Origin of the sequence: Methyloversatilis discipulorum (assembly GCF_018780585.1) — a bacterium.
Lineage (GTDB): Bacteria > Pseudomonadota > Gammaproteobacteria > Burkholderiales > Rhodocyclaceae > Methyloversatilis > Methyloversatilis discipulorum_B.
Map to the genome: position 1 here is coordinate 21,614 of NZ_JADMJL010000039.1, position 19,221 is coordinate 40,834.

A 19,221-nucleotide genomic window follows, 5' to 3' on the forward strand; every position below is an offset into this window, starting at 1 on the left:
ATGCAGAGTTTGGGGAGTCGCCAAGTTGGTCAAGGCACCGGATTTTGATTCCGGCATTCGAAGGTTCGAATCCTTCCTCCTCAGCCAAATTTGATCGGGCGGGCCCGCAGGGAGTGCGGGCCTGCCCGATGTGTTTTCAGGGCAGCAGGCATGCCGACGGGTTGAAACCGGTCATCCGCCTGGAAAGAGCAGGACCGGTTCTCCCGGTTTCAATTCAGCAATCACCGAGTTTCGCGAGGCAGCATGGCTTACGACAGCCTGATGATCTTTACCGGCAACGCCAACCCCAAACTGGCGGCGGATGTTGCCAAGCGGCTCAACATGTCGCTCGGCCGCGCGCAGGTGGGCCGTTTCTCCGACGGCGAAGTCAACGTCGAAATCCTCGAGAACGTCCGCGGCAAGGACGTGTTCGTGCTGCAATCGACCTGTGCGCCGACCAACGACAGCCTGATGGAACTGGTCATCCTGGTCGATGCGCTGAAGCGCGCCTCGGCCGGCCGCATCACCGCGGCGATGCCCTATTTCGGCTACGCCCGCCAGGATCGCCGCCCGCGCAGCGCGCGCGTGCCGATCACCGCCAAGGTGGTGGCCAACATGCTGCAGGCCGTGGGCGTGCAGCGCCTGCTGACGGTGGACCTCCACGCCGACCAGATCCAGGGCTTCTTCGACATCCCGGTCGACAACATCTACGCCACGCCCATCCTGCTCGGTGACATCTGGAAGCAGGAATATCCGAACCTGATGGCCGTTTCGCCCGACGTCGGCGGTGTGGTGCGCGCGCGCGCATTCGCCAAGCGCCTCGAATGCGACCTGGCCATCATCGACAAGCGTCGCCCGAAGGCGAACGTGTCGGAAGTGATGAACATCATCGGCGACGTCACCGGCCGCACCTGCGTCATCATGGACGACATGGTCGACACCGCCGGCACGCTGTGCAAGGCGGCGCAGGCGCTGAAGGAACACGGCGCCGCCCGCGTGCTCGCCTACTGTACCCACGCCGTGCTGTCCGGCGAGGCCGTCAATCGCATCCAGAATTCCGACCTCGACCAGCTGGTCGTGACCGACACCATCCCGCTGTCGCCGGCCGCCCAGGCCTGCGGCCGCATCCGTGTCGTGTCCATCGCCGAACTGCTGGCCGAAACCCTGCTGCGAATCAGCAACGAGGAATCCGTTTCGTCCCTCTTCATGGAGTAATTGAAGCGGGACACCCCGGGTCGCCTGGTCGCGGGCGACCCTTCATCCACCAGGAGTCATCATGTCCATCGAAATGAACGTCAAGAAGCGCGATGCGCAGGGCACCGGAGCGAGCCGCCGCCTGCGTCGCGCCGACCAGGTCCCGGCCATCATCTACGGCGGCGACAAGCCCGCCACGCCGATCACGCTCGACCACAACGAAATCTTCCACGCCCTGCGCAAGGAAGCTTTCCATGCATCCGTGCTGACGCTGAACGTCGAAGGCACGAAGGAAACCGTGCTGCTGCGCGACACCCAGATGCACGCCTACAAGCTGCAGGTGCTGCACGTCGACTTCCAGCGCGTCGATGCCACGCACAAGCTGCACACCAAGGTGCCGTTCCACTTCGTCAATGCCGACGCGGCCCCGGGCGTCAAGCTGCAGGGTGGCATCGTGTCGCACGTGATGAACGAACTGGACGTGCAGTGCCTGCCGAGCCAGCTGCCGGAATTCATCGAAGTCGACCTGTCCGGCCTGTCGGTCGGCCAGTCGATCCACGTGTCGCAGATCAAGCTGCCGGCCGGCGTCGAGGCGCTGACCCACGGCACCGACCCGGTGATCGTCACGCTGACGCTGCCGCGCGGCGCCAAGGCTGACGAAGCCGCGGCCGAAGGCGGCGAAGAGAAGTAAGCACAGGCGATGTCCGGGAACGGTTCCAAAGCCGTGCCCCGGCTCGTCGTCGGACTGGGCAACCCCGGTCCGGACTATTCCGAAACCCGGCACAACGCCGGGTTTTGGTTTTGTGAGGGGCTGGCACGCAAGCTGGGCGTTACGCTCAACCGTGAAGCGCGATTCAACGGCTTCACCGGTTCGTCGCGTGCCGATGGCATCACGATACTGCTGCCGCAGACCTTCATGAACCGCTCCGGCCAGTCGGTCGGCGCGCTCGCCCGCTTCTTCCGCATCGCACCGGCTGAAATACTGGTGGTGCACGATGAGCTCGACATCCAGCCGGGCGAACTGCGCCTGAAATTCGGCGGTGGCCTCGGCGGTCACAACGGACTGAAAGACATCAGCGCCCATCTGGCCACGCACGACTACTGGCGGCTGCGCATCGGCATCGGACATCCGCGTCAGCTGGCGCCGGGGTCGGAAGTGGCCGACTATGTACTGAACCGTCCGCGCATCGAGGAACAGCGCGACATCGACGCCGCCATCGAGCGCGCGCTCGACGCCTGGCCGATGATTGCCGCCGGCGACTGGACGCGTGTGTCCACCCTGCTCAATGCGAAGCCCGGCGCCGGCAAGGCGCCCAAGAGTGCCTAATCAAGGAATCCAGACATGAGCCTCAAATGCGGCATCGTCGGCCTGCCCAACGTCGGCAAGTCCACGCTTTTCAATGCGCTCACCAAGGCCGGTATCGCCGCCGAGAACTACCCGTTCTGCACGATCGAGCCCAACGTCGGCATCGTCGAGGTGCCGGACCCGCGTCTGGCGCAGCTTTCCGAAATCGTGAAGCCGCAGAAGATACAGCCGGCCATCGTCGAATTCGTCGACATCGCCGGTCTGGTCGCTGGCGCCAGCAAGGGCGAAGGCCTGGGCAACCAGTTCCTCGCCAACATCCGTGAAACCGACGCCATCGTGAACGTCGTGCGCTGCTTCGACGACGAGAACGTGGTGCACGTGAATGGCCGCGTCGACCCGATCGCCGACATCGAAACCATCGTGACCGAACTGGCGCTGGCCGACCTCGCCGCCGTCGAGCGCACCATCGCGCGCGACACCAAGAAGGCGCGCGCCGGCGACAAGGAAGCCGCCAAGCTGGTCGCCGTGCTGGAAAAGCTGCTGCCGCACCTGAACGAAGGCAAGCCGGCGCGCACGCTGAACCTGTCGGACGACGACAAGGCCATCGTCAAACCGATGTGCCTGCTGACGATCAAGCCGGCCATGTATGTCGGCAACGTGCTCGAGGACGGTTTCGAGAACAATCCCTATCTCGACCGCCTGCGTGAATTCGCGGGAAAGGAAGGCGCGCCGGTGGTGGCCGTGTGCGCGAAGATCGAAGCCGAACTGGCCGACCTCGACGACGAGGACAAGAAGGCTTTCCTGGCCGACCTCGGCCTCGAAGAGCCGGGCCTGAACCGCCTCATCCGCGCCGGCTACGACCTGCTGGGCCTGCAGACCTACTTCACCGCCGGCGTGAAGGAAGTGCGCGCTTGGACCATCCACAAGGGCGATACCGCACCGCAGGCGGCAGGCGTCATCCACACCGACTTCGAGCGCGGTTTCATCCGCGCCCAGACCATCGCCTTCGACGACTTCATCGCCTTCAAGGGCGAACAGGGCGCGAAGGAAGCCGGCAAGATGCGCGCCGAAGGCAAGGAATACGTGGTCAAGGACGGCGACGTGCTGAACTTCCTGTTCAACGTCTGAGCGCAGTGCCGTTCTGGCAAAAGCCCTGGCGACCCGTGGTCGCCGGGGCTTTTTTTCGTCCACTGTCGAATCTTCCGGGTCTGGTCCGTCTACCTCGTGTACCCGCATCACGGGCATGAGCGTCACGACAGACAGGAGGGTCGGAACATGATGAATACAGAGCCGCAGGATCAGCATCGATGGCTGAGGCAGTTCGAGGGCGAATGGCGCGGAGTGAGCGAACCGGTGGCCGACGGGGCCGCGGACGACGCGTGCTGGAGCGGTAGCGAAACGGTGCGCGCGCTCGGCGAACTGTGGGTGCTGTTCGAGGGGCGCGGTGACATGCCGGACGGCAGCGCGGCCTACACCCTGATGACCCTGGGCTTCGACCCCGCACGCGGAAACGGAGGCCGCTTCGTCGGCAACTGGGCAGGGTCGATGATGACGACGCTGTGGCAGTACGAGGGCGAACTGGACGCAGCCGGCCGCGTGCTGTCCCTGTACAGCGAAGGGCCGGCCTTCTCGGGCAGCGGCACCGCGCGCTACCGTGACACGATAGAGGTCGTAGGTCCGGACGAACGCACGCTGTCTTCGCACATGGAGGACGCCGCCGGCAACTGGGTGCCCATCATGCGCATCCGTTACCGCCGGCAGCAGGGTGCGTGAGCGACGCGCCCGCGCCGTCGCTCAACGTCCCTCGTCCAGCCAGCGCGCGGCCATGAGCAGGCGGGTATGGCTGGCCGGGTCGGCCCGCACGGTGGCGGCGAACAGGCGCACGCAGCGTTCGGCCGCGTTCACGTAGCGCGTGTTGCCGGTACGCCGTGCCAGCCTGATCAAGGCCAGCGCGGCGACGCCGTTGCCACCGGGCGTGGCGGCGTCGAGCGCGGGTTTGCTGCGGTGGAACAGCGGCAGCGCATCGTGGGCGGTGAAGAAGAAACCGCCCCTGTCGTCGTCTTCGAAACGCAGCAGCATCACCTCGGCCAGCTGTGTGGCGAAGGCGAGGTCGCCGTCGTGCGGCATCGCTTCGTGCAGCGTCAGTGCGGCATCCAGCAGGAAGGCGTGGTCGTCGAGAAAGCCGTCGATGCCGGGCAGCGACTGCAGGCGGTCGGCGCCGCCCACGTCGTCGCGCCAGCGTGCCGCGCGCAGCGCGTCGAAGCTCGTGCGCGCGGCCTCCAGCCAGTCGCTGCGGCCGAATACGGCGCCGGCATGCGCGAGAGCTTTCACCATGAGCGCGTTCCAGGCGGTCGGTGTCTTGCTGTCGCGCGCAGCGCGCTCACGGTCGTCGCGTCTGTTCAGCAGGCGGCCCCGGGCGCCGTCGATCACCGCCTGCACCGCCGCCAGCGGTTGATCGAAGGTGTCGGCCAGCTTTTCGGCGCTGCGCGCGACGCGCAGATGCCAAGACTTTCCTTCGAAGCCGGGCGGGTCGATCAGACCCCAGTGCGCGGCGCACAGATCCCATTCGACCGGCGAGAGCACTTCACGTAGTGCCGCGTTCTCCCACACATAGACGCCGCCTTCCCGACCCGCAGCGTCGTCCGCCGCCTGCGCGCTGCAGAACAGTCCGTCGTCGCTGCGCATTTCTCGCATGGCCCAGTCGACCGTCATTTCGGCTGCGCGCCGGAACAGCCCGTCGCCGGTCGCCTTCCAGGCGTCAGCGAAGAGCGGCAGCAGCATGGCGCTGTCGCACAGCATCTTCTCGAAGTGCGGGATGTGCCAGGCCGGGTCGACGCTGTAGCGGAAGAAGCCGCCGCCGAGCTGATCGAACAGACCGCCCTCGGCGATGTGACGCAATGATTCCAGCGCCATCGCGCGCGGCGACGGCGTGCCGATGTCGCTGTCCAGCTGCAGCAGGAAGTCGAGGTCGGTCGGATGCGGAAACTTCGGCGCGCCGCCGAAGCCGCCGTGCCGGGCGTCGAAGGCCACCGCCAGCTGCTGTATCGCCTCCTCCTGCACCGACGGGTCCAGCGGCGCGCCGGTCGGCTGCGGCAGGGCGGCGCTCAGCGCCGCAATCAGCGCTTCGTCCTGGCGCGCCAGATCGGCGCGCCTTTCGGTCCACACGGTGCTGACCGACGCCAGGACGTCGCGCAGCGCACTCTGCCCACCGGACGCCTCGCGCGGGAAATAGGTGCCGCCGTAGAAGGGCACGCCCTGCGGCGACAGGAAGACGGTGAGCGGCCAGCCGCCGTTGCCGCGACGCAGCAGCTGCAGCGCCTGCTGGTAGAGACCGTCGATGTCCGGTCGCTCCTCACGGTCCACCTTGATGGCGACGAAGCCCTCGTTAACTGCGGCAGCCGTGGCCGGATCGGCAAAGGATTCTCGCGCCATCACGTGGCACCAGTGACAGGAGGCGTAGCCGACCGACAGCAGGATGGGGCAGTCGAGCCGGCGCGCCTCGGCGAAGGCGGCCTCGCACCACGGAAACCAGTGCACCGGATCGCCAGCGTGCTGCTGCAGATAGGGGGACGATTCACCGGCCAGTCGGTTGTGCGGTGCGAGTGCGGTGTCGGTGCTCATCGGATGTCCTTCGCGGGCGGCAGGTACGGCCGGCGCGAACGCGACAATGAGGACAGCCGCGTACGCCAAAGTCCACATTCAGACGGGCGAGCGGGCTTATGCATCCGCGCTGGCCGGCGGATGAGGGTCGCTCAGCAAGATCCGTGCATGCGCTGCATGCATCTTGCTTTGCGGTACTTGAGAAATGCGGCGTGCGCGGTGCACGCCGGCCACACACCGACAGAGGCAGACCATGCGATTGCGCTTCCACATGACGCCGGGTTCATGCTCGACCGGCATCCATATCCTGCTCGAACATCTGGAGCTGCCGTTCGAGGCGTATGTCGTGAACCTGCCTGCCGGCGATCACCGTCGCCCGGAGTATCTGGCGATCAATCCGAAGGGCACGATTCCGGCGCTGCAGATCGACGAAGACCCGGCGCTGACCGAATTCCAGTCCATCGCACTGTGGCTGGCCTGGCAGTTCCCGCGCGCACGGCTGCTGCCGGCGTCGCCGTTCGACGCCGCGCGCGCCGTCGATCTGATGACCTGTGCCGTGGGCACCGTGCATGGCGCCGGCTACACCCGCATCTTCACGCCCGAGCGCTACCTGCCGGCGGGCGATCACGAGGGGACGGAGGCGCAGTGGCTGGAGGCGGTCAAGGCGCAGGGCCGGGCCCTGGTGGACGAGGCCTTCACACTGATCGATGCGCGCATTGACGACGACGGCCGGCTGTTCGGCGACGACCTGACGGTCGCCGACGCGGCGCTGTTCTACGTCACCTTCTGGGCCGACCGCATCGGCCTGCCGCTGCCGCCACGCTGTCTCGCGTTCTACCGGCGCATGCGCGAGCGGCCGGTGGTGCGGCGCGTGCTGGCTGAAGAAGGCTATCGCTGAGCCGGCGGCTCCGCCGGCAACCCGCCGCGATCAGGAAGTCGCGCCGTCGCTCTGCTGGGCGGCCACTTCGGCGCGCACCTTGTCCATGTCCAGCGCCTTGGCCTGTTCGATCAGCTGTTCGAACTGACCGGCGGGCAGCGCACCCGGCTGTCCGTACAGCACGATCTGGTCGCGGAACACCATCAGGGTCGGAATCGAGCGGATGCCGAAGGCGGCGGCGATGCCCTGTTCCTCTTCGGTATTCACCTTGGCGAACACGATGTCCGGATACTTTTCCGACGCCGCTTCATAGACCGGGGCAAAATTGCGGCAGGGGCCGCACCAGGGGGCCCAGAAATCGATGATGACGAAAGGGTTGTTCTCGACCGTGCTGTTGAAGCTGTCTTCGGTAAGTTCGATGGTGGCCATGGGGGTCCTTGGGTGTGAATCGCTCGGGGGCGAGCCGGCATGGTAGCCGAGCACCGGCTGTATGTCGGCCGTTTTGCACCCAGTCCGACCGGTCCGCTGCACAAGGGTTCGCTGGTGGCGGCGCTGGCCAGCTGGCTGGACGCGCGCGCCGTCGGCGGCCGCTGGCTGTTGCGCATCGAGGACGTGGACGAGCCGCGCTGTTCGCCCGAGGCTGCCGACACCGTCCTGCGCCAGCTCGACGCGCTGGGCCTGCACTGGGACGGCGAGGTCGTGTGGCAGAGCCGGCGTACCGCGCTGTACCGCGCCGCGCTGGAGCGTCTGGTGGCGCAGGGCGATGCCTATGGCTGCGCCTGCACCCGCCGTGATCTGGAGTCGCAGCCGCTGGCTTCCGATGGCGCACGGCGATACCCCGGCACCTGCCGTGACCGCGCCGATGTGCTGCCGCGCGCCTGGCGGCTGCGCGTGCCGGTCGGCGAGGTCGCCTTCGACGACGCGCTGTGCGGTCGCGTCGCCATCGACGTCGCGGCGGATTCCGGCGATTTCGTGCTGTGGCGCGCCGACGGCTACTGCGCCTATCAGCTGGCGGTGGTGGTGGACGACGCCGACCAGGGCGTGACCGACATCGTGCGCGGCGCCGATCTGCTCACCTCGACGCCGCGGCAGATCCTGGTGCAGCGCGCGCTCGGCCTGACGCAGCCGCGCTACGCACACGTGCCGGTGGTGCTCGATGCGCAGGGCGAAAAGCTGTCCAAGCAGACACGCGCGCCGGCGCTGGAACCGGCCGACGCGCTGACCGACCTGGCGGAGGCGCTCGCCTTTCTGCGCCACCCGCCGCCAACCGACGTTGTGGCCTCGGGCCGTGAGGATCTGCTCGCGTGGGCGGTGCAGCGGTGGACGCTGGTCGCGCTGTCCAGGGCGACGTAGCAGGCGGACTCAGTAGTGCGGCGGAATGTCCTGCTGCGCGTCGGCGCGCTCGGCCGGCTGCATGCCCTGCACCTGCGCATAGACGTGCTTGAGCTGCAGCTGCAGTGACTCGATCGCGCGCTGCTGCTCGAACACGGTGCGGTTCAGCGCGTCCAGCATGTCGTCCATCAGCGCGATGCGGGCTTCGAGATCGTTCAGGCGGTCGGTCATGTCGGTGTGTCCGGAGAATGTTGTCGGGCCAGCGCCCAGGCGACGTGTTCGCGCACGACCGGTGAGGCGTGGTCGGCGCGCGCCTGCAGCGCGGCGATGTGGGCGGCGGAGGACGGCGCGTTGCCGAGCGCGACTGCGATATTGCGCAGCCAGCGTTCGTGGCCGATGCGCCGGATCGCGCTGCCTTCGAGGCGGCGGTTGAATTCGTCCTCCGACCAGGCGAACAGCTCGCTCAGCGAAGCCCGGTCCAGGCCGTTGCGCACCGCGAAGTCGGGCTCGACCGCCTTGACCGCGTGGCGGTTCCACGGGCACACCAGCTGGCAGTCGTCGCAGCCGTAGATGCGGTTGCCGATCAAGGGACGCAGTGGTTCGGGGATCGGGCCATCCAGTTCTATCGTCAGGTAGGACACGCACAGCCGCGCGTCCAGCTGGTAGGGCGCGACGATGGCGCCGGTCGGGCAGACGTCGATGCAGCGGGTGCAGGTGCCGCAGTGGTCGGCCTGGGGCGCGTCCGGCGGCAGCGGCAGCGTGGTAAACAGTTCGCCGAGAAAGAACATCGAGCCGGCGTCGCGGTGGATCAGCAGCGTGTGCTTGCCGCGCCAGCCCAGCGCGGCGCGCCGGGCGATCTCCACTTCGAGCACCGGCGCGGAATCGGTGAATGCACGGTGGCCGAACGGGCCGACCACCCCCGCGATGCGTTCCGCCAGCTTCTGCAGCCGGTTGCGCAGCACCTTGTGGTAATCGCGGCCGAGCGCGTAACGCGACACGTAGCCGAGGTCGCCATCGTCCAGCACGCCCTGCGCGTCCTCGGCGTCGTCCGGCCAGTAAGGCATGCGCGCGCTGATGACCGACAGCGTGCCGGGCACCAGTTCGGCCGGGCGGGCACGCATTGCGCCGTGACGTTCCATGTAGTCCAGTTCGCCGTGGCGGCCGGCGGCCAGCCAGTCAAGCAGCCGGGTTTCCGCCTCGCCCAGATCGACACCGGAAATGCCGATCGACGCAAAGCCCAGTTCGCGCCCCCAATCGCGGATGCGTGCCACCAGCTCGTCTGGGCTGCAGGGCAGCGCGCCACTCATTGCGCCGCCACCCGGGCGGATAATGGCGGCCAATCCGATTTCACGCAGACCGCCATGAATGATTCGACCCTGACGATGGACCTCGCCGACACCGCCGCCACCGAGGCGCTGGGCGCGCGACTGGCGCGCGCGCTGGCGCCCGGCCTGTGCGTGTTTCTGGACGGCGACCTGGGCGCCGGCAAGACCACGCTGGTGCGCGGGCTGCTCAGGGCACTGGGCCATACGGGAAAGGTAAAAAGTCCGACCTTCACTTTGCTTGAATCGTATGCTATTTCTAGCTTAAACTTCCCGTTGTATCACTTTGATTTTTATCGCTTCACGCATCCGGATGAATTCATCGAAGCAGGTCTGGACGAATACTTCGGGCAAACCGGCGAAAGCGCGGGCGTCTGTCTGGTCGAATGGCCGGACAAGGCGGGCGCGCATCTGCCGCAGCCCGATCTGCGCATCGCGCTCGCCGTGGTCGGCGAAGCGCGCCGTGCGCGGCTGTCCGCCGGCAGCGAAGGAGGTCGGGCATGTTTAAGCCGTTTGTCCGTCGCCGCGGAAGGACTTCCGCCCGCGACCTGAGCCGGCGCGATTTTCTCGGGTTTTCCGGCGCTGCGCTGCTGCTGTCGGTGAGCCCGGTCGGGCGCGCTGCCGCCACCTCGCTGCTGGCCGTCCGCGTCTGGCCGTCGCTGGAATATACCCGCATCACGCTGGAATCCCGCGACGCGCTGAAGTTCGCGCACTTCACCGTGCAGAACCCGGAACGCCTGGTGATCGACATCGAGGGCGTGGAGCTGAACAACGTGCTCGGCAGCCTGCCGGGCAAGATTTCCGATACCGATCCCTACATCAAGCTCATCCGCGCCGGCCGCAACAAGCCGGGCGTGGTGCGGCTGGTGATGGAGCTGAAGACCGAGGTGAAGCCGCAGGTATTCACGCTGGCGCCGGTCGGTCAGTACGGTCACCGGCTGGTGATGGACATCTATCCGTCGCAGCCCATCGACCCGCTGATGCAGCTCGCGCGTCAGGGCGACATCCAGTACCAGGGCGACGTCGCACCCGACCAGCCCGACGCGCCTGCACAGTCGCAGGCGGCCGAGCCGGCACCCGAACCAGCGAATCAGACCGCGTCGCGCGATGCGGGCAGCAAGAAGACGGAGGTCGACGTGAGTCGCCTCGTCACCATCGTGCTCGACCCCGGCCATGGCGGCGAAGACCCCGGTGCGGTTGGCCGTGGCGGCAGCTACGAGAAGAACGTGACGCTGGAAGTGGCACAGCGCCTGCAGAAGAAGATAGACGCCGACCCGACGATGCGCGCGGTGCTGACGCGCGACGCCGATTTCTTCGTGCCGCTGGGCACGCGCGTCGCCAAGGCGCGCCGCGTGCGCGCCGACCTGTTCGTGTCCATCCACGCCGACGCCTTCGTGCGGCCGGACGCGCGCGGCAGTTCGGTGTTCGTGCTGTCCGACCGTGGCGCCACCAGTTCGGCCGCGCGCTGGCTGGCGCAGCGCGAGAACTCGGCCGACCTGATCGGCGGCGTCAATCTCGACGTCAAGGACCCCTATCTCGCGCGCACGCTGCTCGACCTGTCGCAGACGGCGACGATGAACGATTCGATGAAGCTGGGCCGCGCCGTGCTGGGCGAACTGGGCGGTGTGAACACGCTGCACAAGCCGCATGTCGAGCAGGCCGGTTTCGCCGTGCTGAAGGCGCCGGACATCCCGTCCATCCTGGTCGAGACCGCCTTCATTTCCAACCCGGAAGAAGAGAAGCGGCTGACCGACGACGCCTACCAGGACAAGCTGGCCGACGCCATCCTGCGTGGCATCCGCCGCTATCTGGCAAAGAATCCGCCGATGGCCAAGTCGCGGCTGGCGTCGCTGTAAGCGGCCGGCGGCATTCAGCGCACGCTGCGGTAGCCGCCTGCCACGCCTCTCGGCGACAGCACCCACTGCCACAGCTGGATGTCGCGCGCGCGGAAAGCGCCGGCGCAGGACAGCAGGTAGTAGCGCCACATGCGGCGGAAGCGTTCGCCGAGGCGCTCGGCGAACTGCGGCCAGGCGGCTTCGAAGTTCGCGTGCCAGGCCATCAGCGTGCGGTCGTAGTCGGCGCCGAAGTTGTGCAGGTCCTCCACCACGAATACATCATCGACCGCGTCGCCGATCTGGCCGATCGACGGCAGCTCGCCGTTGGGGAAGATGTAGCGGTCTATCCAGGGGTCCGTGACGCCGCGCCGCGTGTTCTTGCCTATCGTATGCAGCAGCGCCAGCCCGTCAGGCGCCAGTGCGCGCCGCACCACCTGCATGAAGGTGCGGAAGTTGCGCCGGCCGACGTGCTCGAACATGCCGACGCTGGCTACCCGGTCGAAGGTTTCGCTGCCGTTGAGTTCGCGATAGTCCTGCAGCCGGAACTCGACCGGCAGTCCGGCGTAGCGTTGCTGTGCCCACTCGGCCTGTTCGCGCGATACGGTGACGCCGGTGCCGCGCACGCCGTGGTGCTCGGCGGCGTAGCCGAGCAGGCTGCCCCAGCCGCAACCGATGTCCAGCAGGTGCATGCCGGGGCGCAGGTCCAGCTTCCGGCAGATCAGTTCGAGCTTGGCCTCCTGCGCCGACGCGAGGTCGGCGGCGTCCTGCCAGTAGCCGCAGGTGTAGGTCATGCGCGGGTCCAGCATCGCCGCGTAGAAATCGTTGCCGAGGTCGTAGTGGCGTTCGCCGACCTGCCAGGCGCGACGCGGCGTCTGCCGGTTCAGCAGGCGGGCGCTGAAGGCGTGCATCAGCAGCGATGCCGGCTTGACCCGCGTGTCCAGCCGGGCGCGCAGCAGGCGGGCGAAGAATTCGTCGAGCCGGCCGGCGTCCCAGTCGCCATCCATATAGGCTTCGCCCAGACCGAGGCTGCCGTATGCGAACACGCGCTCGGGCAGGCGAGGGTGGTGCATCTGCAGGTCGCAGGGCGCTTCGCCGTCGAGCGTGATGCCGGCGTCGGCGAGCAGGCTGGTCAGCAGCCGCAGGCGCGGCGAGGGGGCCGGCGCGGGCGCGGCGGCCGGTTGTTCGAACGCTTCTCTTTTCATCCGTGGTCTTCCTCGTCGGGGCGAAGGCAGGAAAAAAGTGACCGTAAGCAGGCAGCCGGCGTTGCCGCCTGAAAATTTAGACGTAGTCCAAGGTAAGCGTCTTCGCAATGTCCCAGGTCAAGCTTTCGTCCGGTTGCCCGGCGTGAAAACCCTGAAATGGCGTGCCGGCGCGCGCTTGACTCACGTCATGGGCGGCCGGTGCGCAGCCGCCTAGAATGTGAGCCCATGATTCGAACCCTGTCCCCGTGATGAACGCGCCGGAATCACCGCTGAACCTGAGCCCGGATGCGGCCGCTGCGACGACGGCCTGTTATCACTGCGGGCTGCCGGTCGACGGCCCGGTGCGCTACCGCGTCCGCGTCGCCGGTGAGGACAGGCCGATGTGCTGCGCCGGCTGTGCGGCGGTCGCCGAAGCCATCTCCGGCGGCGGTCTGGACGCTTTCTACGCCCACCGCGACGCCTTGCCCGAAGCGGCACCCGACGGCGGTGCGCGTGACCTGGCGGTATACGACCTGCCGGAAGTGCAGGCCGATTTCGTCCGCACCGTCGCCCACGCGGACTGCGCCGACGCGCGCGAGGCGCTGCTCATCATCGAGGGCATACGCTGTGCCGCCTGCGTGTGGCTGAACGAGCAGCACGTCGGCCGCCTGCCAGGTGTGCTGGTGCTCGAAATCAATTACGCGACGCGCCGTGCGCGCGTCGTCTGGGACCCGGCCCGGGTGCAGCTGTCGGCCATCCTGCGGGCGGTGACCGAGATCGGCTACGAAGCGTGGCCGAACGACCGCGCACACGCCGAGTCGGTCGCCCGCAGCGAGCGACGCGACGCGCTGTGGCGCCTGGCGGTGGCCGGGCTGGGCATGATGCAGGTGATGATGTACGCGTGGCCGGAATACACCGCCGGCGACGCCGAACTGCCGGGCAGCATCGCCGCGCTGATGCGCTGGGCCAGTCTGGTGCTGACGGCCCCCGTCGTGTGCTACTCGGCCGCCCCCTTCTTCTCGCGCGCGCTGCGCGATCTGGCGGCGAAGCGCGTCGGTATGGACCTGCCGGTCGCGCTCGGCATCGGCGCCGCCTTCATCGCCAGCCTGTGGGCAACGGTGACGCATTCGGGTGAGGTGTATTTCGATTCGGTCACGATGTTCGTGTTCCTGTTGCTGGGCGGGCGCTATCTCGAAATGCTGGCGCGCCAGCGTGCGGTGCGCGGCGTCGAGGAACTGGCGCGCGTGATGCCGGCGCTGGCGCACCGTTTCACCGCGTGGCCGGGAACGGCGACCGAGGCGGTGCCGGTGGCGCGACTGCTGGCGGGCGACCACGTCGTGGTCGCCGCCGGCGAGGTGTTTCCGGCCGACGGCCGTCTGGTCGATGGCCGCAGCGAGGTCGATGAAAGCCTGCTCACCGGCGAGTCGAAACCGCAGGGCCGCGGCCCCGGCGACCGCGTGGTCGGCGGCAGCGTAAACATCGGCTCGCCGGTGGTGCTGGCGGTGGAGCAGGTCGGCGAGGCGACGCGGCTGGCGGCGATCCGCCGGCTGATCGGCCGTGCTTCGGCCAGCCGGCCCGAGGTGGTGCAGTTCGCCGATCGCATCGCCGTTCATTTCGTCAAGGCGCTCATCGTGCTGGCCGTGCTGACCGCCGGCGTCTGGCTGTGGCTGGACCCGTCGCAGGCGCTTTCCGTCTTCGTCGCGGTGCTGGTCGTCAGTTGCCCGTGCGCGCTGTCGCTGGCCACACCGGCGGCGCTGACCGTCGGCACCGGCGTGCTGTCGCGCAGCGGACTGCTGGTGACCCGCGCGCACGCGATCGAAACGCTGGCGCGCGTCACCCACGTCGTGTTCGACAAGACCGGCACGCTCACCACCGGCGTCATGGCCTTGCAGACGGTCGAACTGATGGGCGACATCGACGCCATGCAGGCCACCGCGCTGGCCGCGGCGCTGGAAGGGCCGTCCACTCACCCGATCGCGCGTGCGCTGCGCGCCGCGGCCGGTGAGCAGGTGCGACCGGCCGTCGACGAGCTGTCGGCGGTGACCGGACAGGGCGTGCAGGGCGTCATTGCCGGCCGCCGTCTGCGGCTGGGCAGCGCGGACTACGTTTGCGCGCTGTCCGGGGCGCCGCTTCCGGACTCGCCGTCGGGCATCGCGACGCCGGTGTGGCTGGGCGACGAACGCGGTCTGCTGGCGCGCTTCGATCTCAGCGATGCCGTGCGATCCGGGGCACCCGAATTGCTGGCGCACCTGCGCGAGCGCGGCATCGCGGTCAGCCTGCTGTCGGGCGACGCACACGCACCGGTCGAGGCGCTGGCGCAGGAACTGGGCATCGCCGACGCACACGCGCGGATGACGCCGGAGGGCAAGCGCGCCTATATAGAAGCGTTGCAGCAGCGCGGTGCCGTCGTCGCCATGCTGGGCGACGGCGTCAATGACGCGCCGGTGCTGGCGCAGGCCCAGGTGTCGGTCGCGATGGGCGGCGGCACCGAGCTGGCGCGCGCCCAGGGCGATCTGGTGCTGCTGTCCGAACGTTTCGACGCGCTCATCCGCGGGCTCGACACCGCCCAGGCCACGCTGGCCATCGTGCGGCAGAACCTGCGCTGGGCCTTTGCCTACAATCTGCTGGCAATCCCGCCGGCGATGCTGGGCTGGATCACGCCGTGGATGGCCGGCATCGGCATGTCGCTCAGTTCGCTGATGGTGGTGCTCAACGCACTGCGTCTGCAGCGGCGGGCAAAGGAGCGGAACTGATGGACATCCTGTGGTTGCTGGTGCCGATGTCGGTACTGATCGCGCTGGGCATCGGCGCTGTGTTCATCTGGTCGGCGCGCAGCGGCCAGTTCGACGACCTCGAAGGGCCGGCGCACCGCATGTTGATGGACGACGACCGCGCGCAGACCATCGACGATACACCGGCGGCCGGCAAGGACGACCGCAAGGTGTGACGCCCGAGGCGGTCGAGGCGTCATTTCCTGTCTATAGTGCGGATGCACCCACCGACCGGAGAGCGCCGATGACCCGTTGCACCCAGCACGCCCATCACGAGCACCAGCACGGCCCGCAATGCGGTCACACCGCGGTGCGCCACGAAGGCCACGTCGATTTCCTGCATGACGGCCACCTGCATCACGTGCATGGCGACCATGTCGACGAGCACGTGATCGCCGTCAGCGCTGCCAACCCGGACGGCTGCACACCGCAGCATCACTGTGCCGGCCATGGCGCAGGTCATGTGCATGGGCCCGGCTGCGGCCACGAAGCGGTGCCGCACGGCGACCACGTCGATTACCTGGTCGACGGTCATCTGCACCATCCGCACGGCGATCACTGCGACGACCACGGTCCGCTGCAGATCGCCTGACGCGCCGGCGCAGCCTGCCGCGGCTATCATGCAGGCCGGGCCCGAAGACTGCGTCGCAATAAATGTCCTTTCATCGAGCCGGCGACGCGTGGCGTTCGCCGGCGCTATTCATGCCGGCGGCACTGCGCGGCTGGCTGACCGATCCTCATTCGCTGACCTCACGCATCAGGGCGCGCTGCCGGCACTTCGCGGTGCAGCCGCTGCGCACCGGTCGCGCCGCGCTGGCGGCCGACGAGGCCTGTCTGCTCGGCAGCGGCCGGGCGCCGGCGCTGTCGCGCGAGGTGCTGCTGCACGCCGACGGCGTGCCAGTGGTGTTCGCGCACAGCGTGGTCAACATGCGTGATGTGCGCGGCGTCTGGCACATGTTCGCCGGCGTCGGCACGCGGCCGCTCGGCGCGCTGCTGTTCGCCGATGCGCGCATCGCCCGCTCGCCGTTGGCCGCGCGACGGCTCGACGCCCGCCACCCGCTGTACCGGCGTGTGCTGGCCGAAGGCATCGCGGTGAGCGGCCCGCTGTGGGCGCGCCGTTCGCTGTTCGTACGCAGGGGCCGGCCGCTGCTGGTGACCGAAGTTTTCCTGCCGGCCATTTCGGAACTCGCGCCATGAACCTGCTTGCCCGCCTGAATGCCTGGGAACGCCTGATGCGGCTGGACAAGCCGATCGGCATCCTGCTGCTCGCCTGGCCCACACTGTGGGCACTGTGGGTGTCCGGCGGCGGCAAACCGTCCGCCTTCATCGTCTGGATATTCATGCTCGGCACGGTGCTGATGCGCAGCGCCGGCTGCGTCATCAACGACTATGCCGACCGCAATTTCGATGGTCACGTCGAGCGCACGAAGAACCGCCCGCTGGCCACTGGCGAGGTCGGCACGCGCGAGGCGCTGCTGCTGGCGGCCGGGCTGGCGCTGTTCGCCTTCATCCTCATCCTGCCGCTGCACCGGCTGGTCATCCTGCTGTCCTTCGCCGCGCTCTTCCTGGCCGCCAGCTACCCCTTCACCAAGCGCTTCTTCGCCATTCCGCAGGCCTATCTCGGCATTGCTTTCGGCTTTGGTATCCCGATGGCCTATGCGGCGCAGCTGTACACGGTGCCGATGGAAGCCTGGCTGCTGCTGGCGGCGAATGTGTTCTGGGCGGTCGCCTACGACACCGAGTACGCAATGGTCGATCGCGAGGACGATCTGAAGATCGGCATCCGCACCTCGGCCATCACCTTTGGCCGCTTCGACGTCGCGGCAGTGATGGCCTGCTATGCGATCACGCTGGCGCTGCTGGCGCTCTACGGCCGGCTCGAAGGGCTGCGCGGGCCCTACTACGTCGGGCTGGCGATTGCGGCCGGCATCGCCGTCTATCACTGGACGCTGATCCGCGACCGCGACCGCGCGCGCTGCTTCCGCGCCTTCCTGCACAACAACTGGCTGGGCGCCGCGGTGTTCGCCGGCATCGTCGCCGACTACGCCTTGCGTTGACGCGGCGGCGTAAGGCGGGCCGCCGACCCGCGTCTACCTGGACGGGGCGCGTCCGGCCCGGCAACAGGAGAGCGACATGAAGAGGATGAGCGCCGTGGGTCTTGCTGCGGCCGCACTGCTGTGCATCTTCGACGCGCAGGCGGGGCCGCTGCGCGAGCGTTTGGCGGAGCGGCGCGCCGACAGCGGAGCCGAGGTCCGCCTGCCCGCCGGCAGCCGCGCGCAACGCAATATCGCCTACGGCGAGCATGCCGACCAGCGCATGGACGTCTACATTCCCGACGGCGCCCGCGACGCGCCGGTGCTCTTCCTCGTGCACGGCGGTGGCTGGCGTCGCGGCGACAAGGCGCACGGCCGGCTGATCGGCAACAAGCTGGCGCACTGGCTGCCGGCTGGCGTCATCGTCGTGTCGGTCAATTACCGCATGCTGCCCGACGCCGACGTGCTGACACAGCGCGACGACGTAGCGGCCGCACTGGCCAGGGCGCAATCGCTGGCGCCCTCCTGGGGCGGCGATCCGTCGCGCTTCGTGCTGATGGGGCATTCGGCCGGTGCGCATCTGGTGGCCTTGCTGGCCGCCGCGCCACGTGGCGATCTGAGATGGCTGGTTAGCGTGCTGCTCGACAGCGGTGCGCTCGACGTCGAACGCCTGATGAAGGAACGCCATGCCGGCCTGTTCGACGACGCTTTCGGCAAGGACCCCGCCTTCTGGCCCGCGACCTCGCCGCTGCACCAGCTCGCCGCGCCGACCGCGCCGTGGCTGGCGGTGTGCTCAAGCCGGCGCCGCCAGGCCTGCGACCAGGTGAAGGTGTTCGCCCAGCGGGTGCGCGAAACCGGCGGCCGCATCGACGAGCTGCCGCTCAATCTTTCGCACGGCGACATCAACGAACAGCTGGGCCTGCCCGGCGACTACACGCGGCAGGTCGATGCCTTCCTGCGCGACGTCGGTGCGCTGAAATAGAAAAACGCGGGGCCCGTGAGCCCCGCGTTCTCTCTACGTCAGCCCCGCTCGTTTCAGCCGCGGCGACGGGCGCGCAGACCGATCAGGCCCAGCCCGGCCAGCAGCAGCGCGTAGGTCTCCGGTTCCGGCACCGGCGCGACCTCGACCGTCAGCAGCGGACGATCGCTGACCATGAAGCCCTCGGCGCTGTAGAAGTCGACGCCATTGGTGCCGTTCGGCATGAAGGGCAGCAGCGCCCAGCCGTAGCCCGGCACGCCGCCGTCCTGCATGCGGCGCAGCGCATCGGTGAAGTCCAGCACCAGCGTGCCGGATTCGATGTTGGCATCGCCGCTGTCCGCGCCGACGGTCAGGAAGGGCAGCATGGCCGCTTCCAGTCCGTCGGTCTGGATGCCGTCGCCCATCGTGTTCCAGGTGGCCGATGCCGAGTTCCAGTCGCTCAGCATGTCGTAGAAGCGGATGCCGCTGCCGGCGCTGGTGATCTGCAGCGTCAGCGTGGCCGACACCACGGTTTCGCCGGTCTTGATCTGGTTGGCGGCGCTGCCGAACAGATTGTCGAAGCGCAGCAGTACGTGGTTCGGCGAACCGTTGTCCGACGCGTCGATGCTCACTTCCTGCTCGTAGCCGCTGCTTGCATCGGGGTCGCTGCTGTACAGCGTCACGTCCATCGTGCCGTCGTAGCCGCCGGCGCCCTGCTGGAAGGTATAGGTCGCGGCGAACGCCGGTGCGGCCGCGAACAGTGCGGCCGCGATCAGGGATTTGCTCAACATGGGAAGCCTCTCGAATCGGAAAGGGCCGGCGCTGGTGCGCCG

General features: G+C 68.2%; 21 protein-coding genes and 1 tRNA gene. 16 read left to right on the forward strand and 6 right to left on the reverse strand.

Annotated features, from left to right (window positions below; translation table 11 throughout):
• Nucleotides 1-10 precede the first annotated feature (10 nt).
• From IV112_RS16590 to IV112_RS16615, 6 genes are all read left to right on the forward strand, one after another.
• Nucleotides 11-87: transfer RNA gene (locus IV112_RS16590), tRNA-Gln, on the forward strand.
• Nucleotides 88-243: 156 nt separating this feature from the next.
• Entirely contained in the window at nt 244-1,194 is a 951-nt protein-coding gene (locus IV112_RS16595; RefSeq protein WP_019916805.1) for a ribose-phosphate pyrophosphokinase, read from the forward strand.
• 61 nt (nt 1,195-1,255) lie between these two features.
• The gene (locus IV112_RS16600) at nt 1,256-1,864 is read left to right on the forward strand and encodes a 50S ribosomal protein L25/general stress protein Ctc (protein ID WP_304005279.1); all 609 of its coding nucleotides are present in this window, start codon (nt 1,256-1,258) and stop codon (nt 1,862-1,864) included.
• A 9-nt stretch (nt 1,865-1,873) separates the two neighbouring features.
• A complete protein-coding gene (pth, locus tag IV112_RS16605) occupies nt 1,874-2,500 on the forward strand; it encodes an aminoacyl-tRNA hydrolase (protein ID WP_304005282.1) in 627 nt (208 codons plus the stop codon).
• Between the two features lie 15 nt (nt 2,501-2,515).
• The gene (ychF, locus tag IV112_RS16610; RefSeq protein WP_304005285.1) at nt 2,516-3,607 is read left to right on the forward strand and encodes a redox-regulated ATPase YchF; all 1,092 of its coding nucleotides are present in this window, start codon (nt 2,516-2,518) and stop codon (nt 3,605-3,607) included.
• A 147-nt stretch (nt 3,608-3,754) separates the two neighbouring features.
• Nucleotides 3,755-4,252 carry a DUF1579 domain-containing protein gene (locus IV112_RS16615; protein ID WP_304005288.1) on the forward strand — a complete coding sequence of 166 codons (498 nt, stop codon included), beginning with the start codon at nt 3,755-3,757 and terminating at the stop codon, nt 4,250-4,252.
• Between the two features lie 21 nt (nt 4,253-4,273).
• On the opposite strand, the gene IV112_RS16620 is transcribed toward IV112_RS16615, so the two are convergent.
• The gene (locus IV112_RS16620; protein ID WP_304005291.1) at nt 4,274-6,100 is read right to left on the reverse strand and encodes a thioredoxin domain-containing protein; all 1,827 of its coding nucleotides are present in this window, start codon (nt 6,098-6,100) and stop codon (nt 4,274-4,276) included.
• 232 nt (nt 6,101-6,332) lie between these two features.
• On the opposite strand from IV112_RS16620, the gene IV112_RS16625 reads away from it, so the two are divergent.
• Nucleotides 6,333-6,977 carry a glutathione S-transferase family protein gene (locus tag IV112_RS16625; protein ID WP_304005294.1) on the forward strand — a complete coding sequence of 215 codons (645 nt, stop codon included), beginning with the start codon at nt 6,333-6,335 and terminating at the stop codon, nt 6,975-6,977.
• A 30-nt stretch (nt 6,978-7,007) separates the two neighbouring features.
• On the opposite strand, the gene trxA is transcribed toward IV112_RS16625, so the two are convergent.
• On the reverse strand, nt 7,008-7,385 hold the full coding sequence (gene trxA / locus IV112_RS16630) for a thioredoxin (protein WP_020165826.1): 378 nt from the start codon (nt 7,383-7,385) through the stop codon (nt 7,008-7,010).
• Between the two features lie 39 nt (nt 7,386-7,424).
• Between trxA and gluQRS the strand changes: the two genes are divergently transcribed.
• Nucleotides 7,425-8,309, forward strand: a complete 885-nt coding sequence (gene gluQRS, locus IV112_RS16635) for a tRNA glutamyl-Q(34) synthetase GluQRS (RefSeq protein WP_304005302.1) — start codon at nt 7,425-7,427, stop codon at nt 8,307-8,309.
• Between the two features lie 9 nt (nt 8,310-8,318).
• On the opposite strand, the gene IV112_RS16640 is transcribed toward gluQRS, so the two are convergent.
• On the reverse strand, nt 8,319-8,519 hold the full coding sequence (locus tag IV112_RS16640; RefSeq protein ID WP_019916815.1) for a SlyX family protein: 201 nt from the start codon (nt 8,517-8,519) through the stop codon (nt 8,319-8,321).
• A complete protein-coding gene (gene queG / locus IV112_RS16645) occupies nt 8,516-9,595 on the reverse strand; it encodes a tRNA epoxyqueuosine(34) reductase QueG (RefSeq protein ID WP_304005329.1) in 1,080 nt (359 codons plus the stop codon). Before queG ends, IV112_RS16640 begins: the two co-directional genes overlap by 4 nt.
• 54 nt (nt 9,596-9,649) lie before the next feature.
• On the opposite strand from queG, the gene tsaE reads away from it, so the two are divergent.
• Both tsaE and IV112_RS16655 read left to right on the forward strand, forming a co-directional pair.
• A complete protein-coding gene (gene tsaE / locus IV112_RS16650; protein ID WP_304005307.1) occupies nt 9,650-10,162 on the forward strand; it encodes a tRNA (adenosine(37)-N6)-threonylcarbamoyltransferase complex ATPase subunit type 1 TsaE in 513 nt (170 codons plus the stop codon).
• Nucleotides 10,111-11,466 carry an N-acetylmuramoyl-L-alanine amidase gene (locus IV112_RS16655; protein ID WP_024300815.1) on the forward strand — a complete coding sequence of 452 codons (1,356 nt, stop codon included), beginning with the start codon at nt 10,111-10,113 and terminating at the stop codon, nt 11,464-11,466. Before tsaE ends, IV112_RS16655 begins: the two co-directional genes overlap by 52 nt.
• Nucleotides 11,467-11,480: 14 nt before the next feature.
• On the opposite strand, the gene cfa is transcribed toward IV112_RS16655, so the two are convergent.
• Nucleotides 11,481-12,647: a cyclopropane fatty acyl phospholipid synthase gene (cfa, locus tag IV112_RS16660; RefSeq protein ID WP_304005310.1), complete on the reverse strand. Its 1,167-nt coding sequence runs from the start codon at nt 12,645-12,647 to the stop codon at nt 11,481-11,483.
• A gap of 248 nt (nt 12,648-12,895) precedes the next feature.
• Here cfa and IV112_RS16665 point away from each other — a divergent pair, with 248 nt between their 5' ends.
• The 6 genes from IV112_RS16665 (at nt 12,896) to IV112_RS16690 (ending at nt 18,412) form a co-directional block, all read left to right on the forward strand.
• Nucleotides 12,896-15,379, forward strand: coding sequence for a heavy metal translocating P-type ATPase (locus IV112_RS16665; protein ID WP_304005312.1), 2,484 nt, complete (start codon nt 12,896-12,898; stop codon nt 15,377-15,379).
• Entirely contained in the window at nt 15,379-15,573 is a 195-nt protein-coding gene (ccoS, locus tag IV112_RS16670; protein WP_304005314.1) for a cbb3-type cytochrome oxidase assembly protein CcoS, read from the forward strand. Before IV112_RS16665 ends, ccoS begins: the two co-directional genes overlap by 1 nt.
• 68 nt (nt 15,574-15,641) lie before the next feature.
• Nucleotides 15,642-15,989, forward strand: a complete 348-nt coding sequence (locus IV112_RS16675) for a hypothetical protein (protein WP_304005317.1) — start codon at nt 15,642-15,644, stop codon at nt 15,987-15,989.
• Nucleotides 15,990-16,051: 62 nt separating this feature from the next.
• Nucleotides 16,052-16,594, forward strand: a complete 543-nt coding sequence (locus IV112_RS16680; RefSeq protein WP_304005319.1) for a chorismate--pyruvate lyase family protein — start codon at nt 16,052-16,054, stop codon at nt 16,592-16,594.
• Nucleotides 16,591-17,454, forward strand: a complete 864-nt coding sequence (gene ubiA / locus IV112_RS16685) for a 4-hydroxybenzoate octaprenyltransferase (RefSeq protein WP_304005321.1) — start codon at nt 16,591-16,593, stop codon at nt 17,452-17,454. Before IV112_RS16680 ends, ubiA begins: the two co-directional genes overlap by 4 nt.
• A 76-nt stretch (nt 17,455-17,530) precedes the next feature.
• Nucleotides 17,531-18,412 (forward strand): alpha/beta hydrolase, encoded by an 882-nt coding sequence (locus tag IV112_RS16690; protein ID WP_304005324.1) that lies wholly within the window; start codon nt 17,531-17,533, stop codon nt 18,410-18,412.
• A 53-nt stretch (nt 18,413-18,465) separates the two neighbouring features.
• Here IV112_RS16690 and IV112_RS16695 read toward each other — a convergent pair whose 3' ends face one another.
• Nucleotides 18,466-19,179: a DNRLRE domain-containing protein gene (locus IV112_RS16695; protein WP_304005325.1), complete on the reverse strand. Its 714-nt coding sequence runs from the start codon at nt 19,177-19,179 to the stop codon at nt 18,466-18,468.
• Between the last annotated feature and the right edge of the window lie 42 nt (nt 19,180-19,221).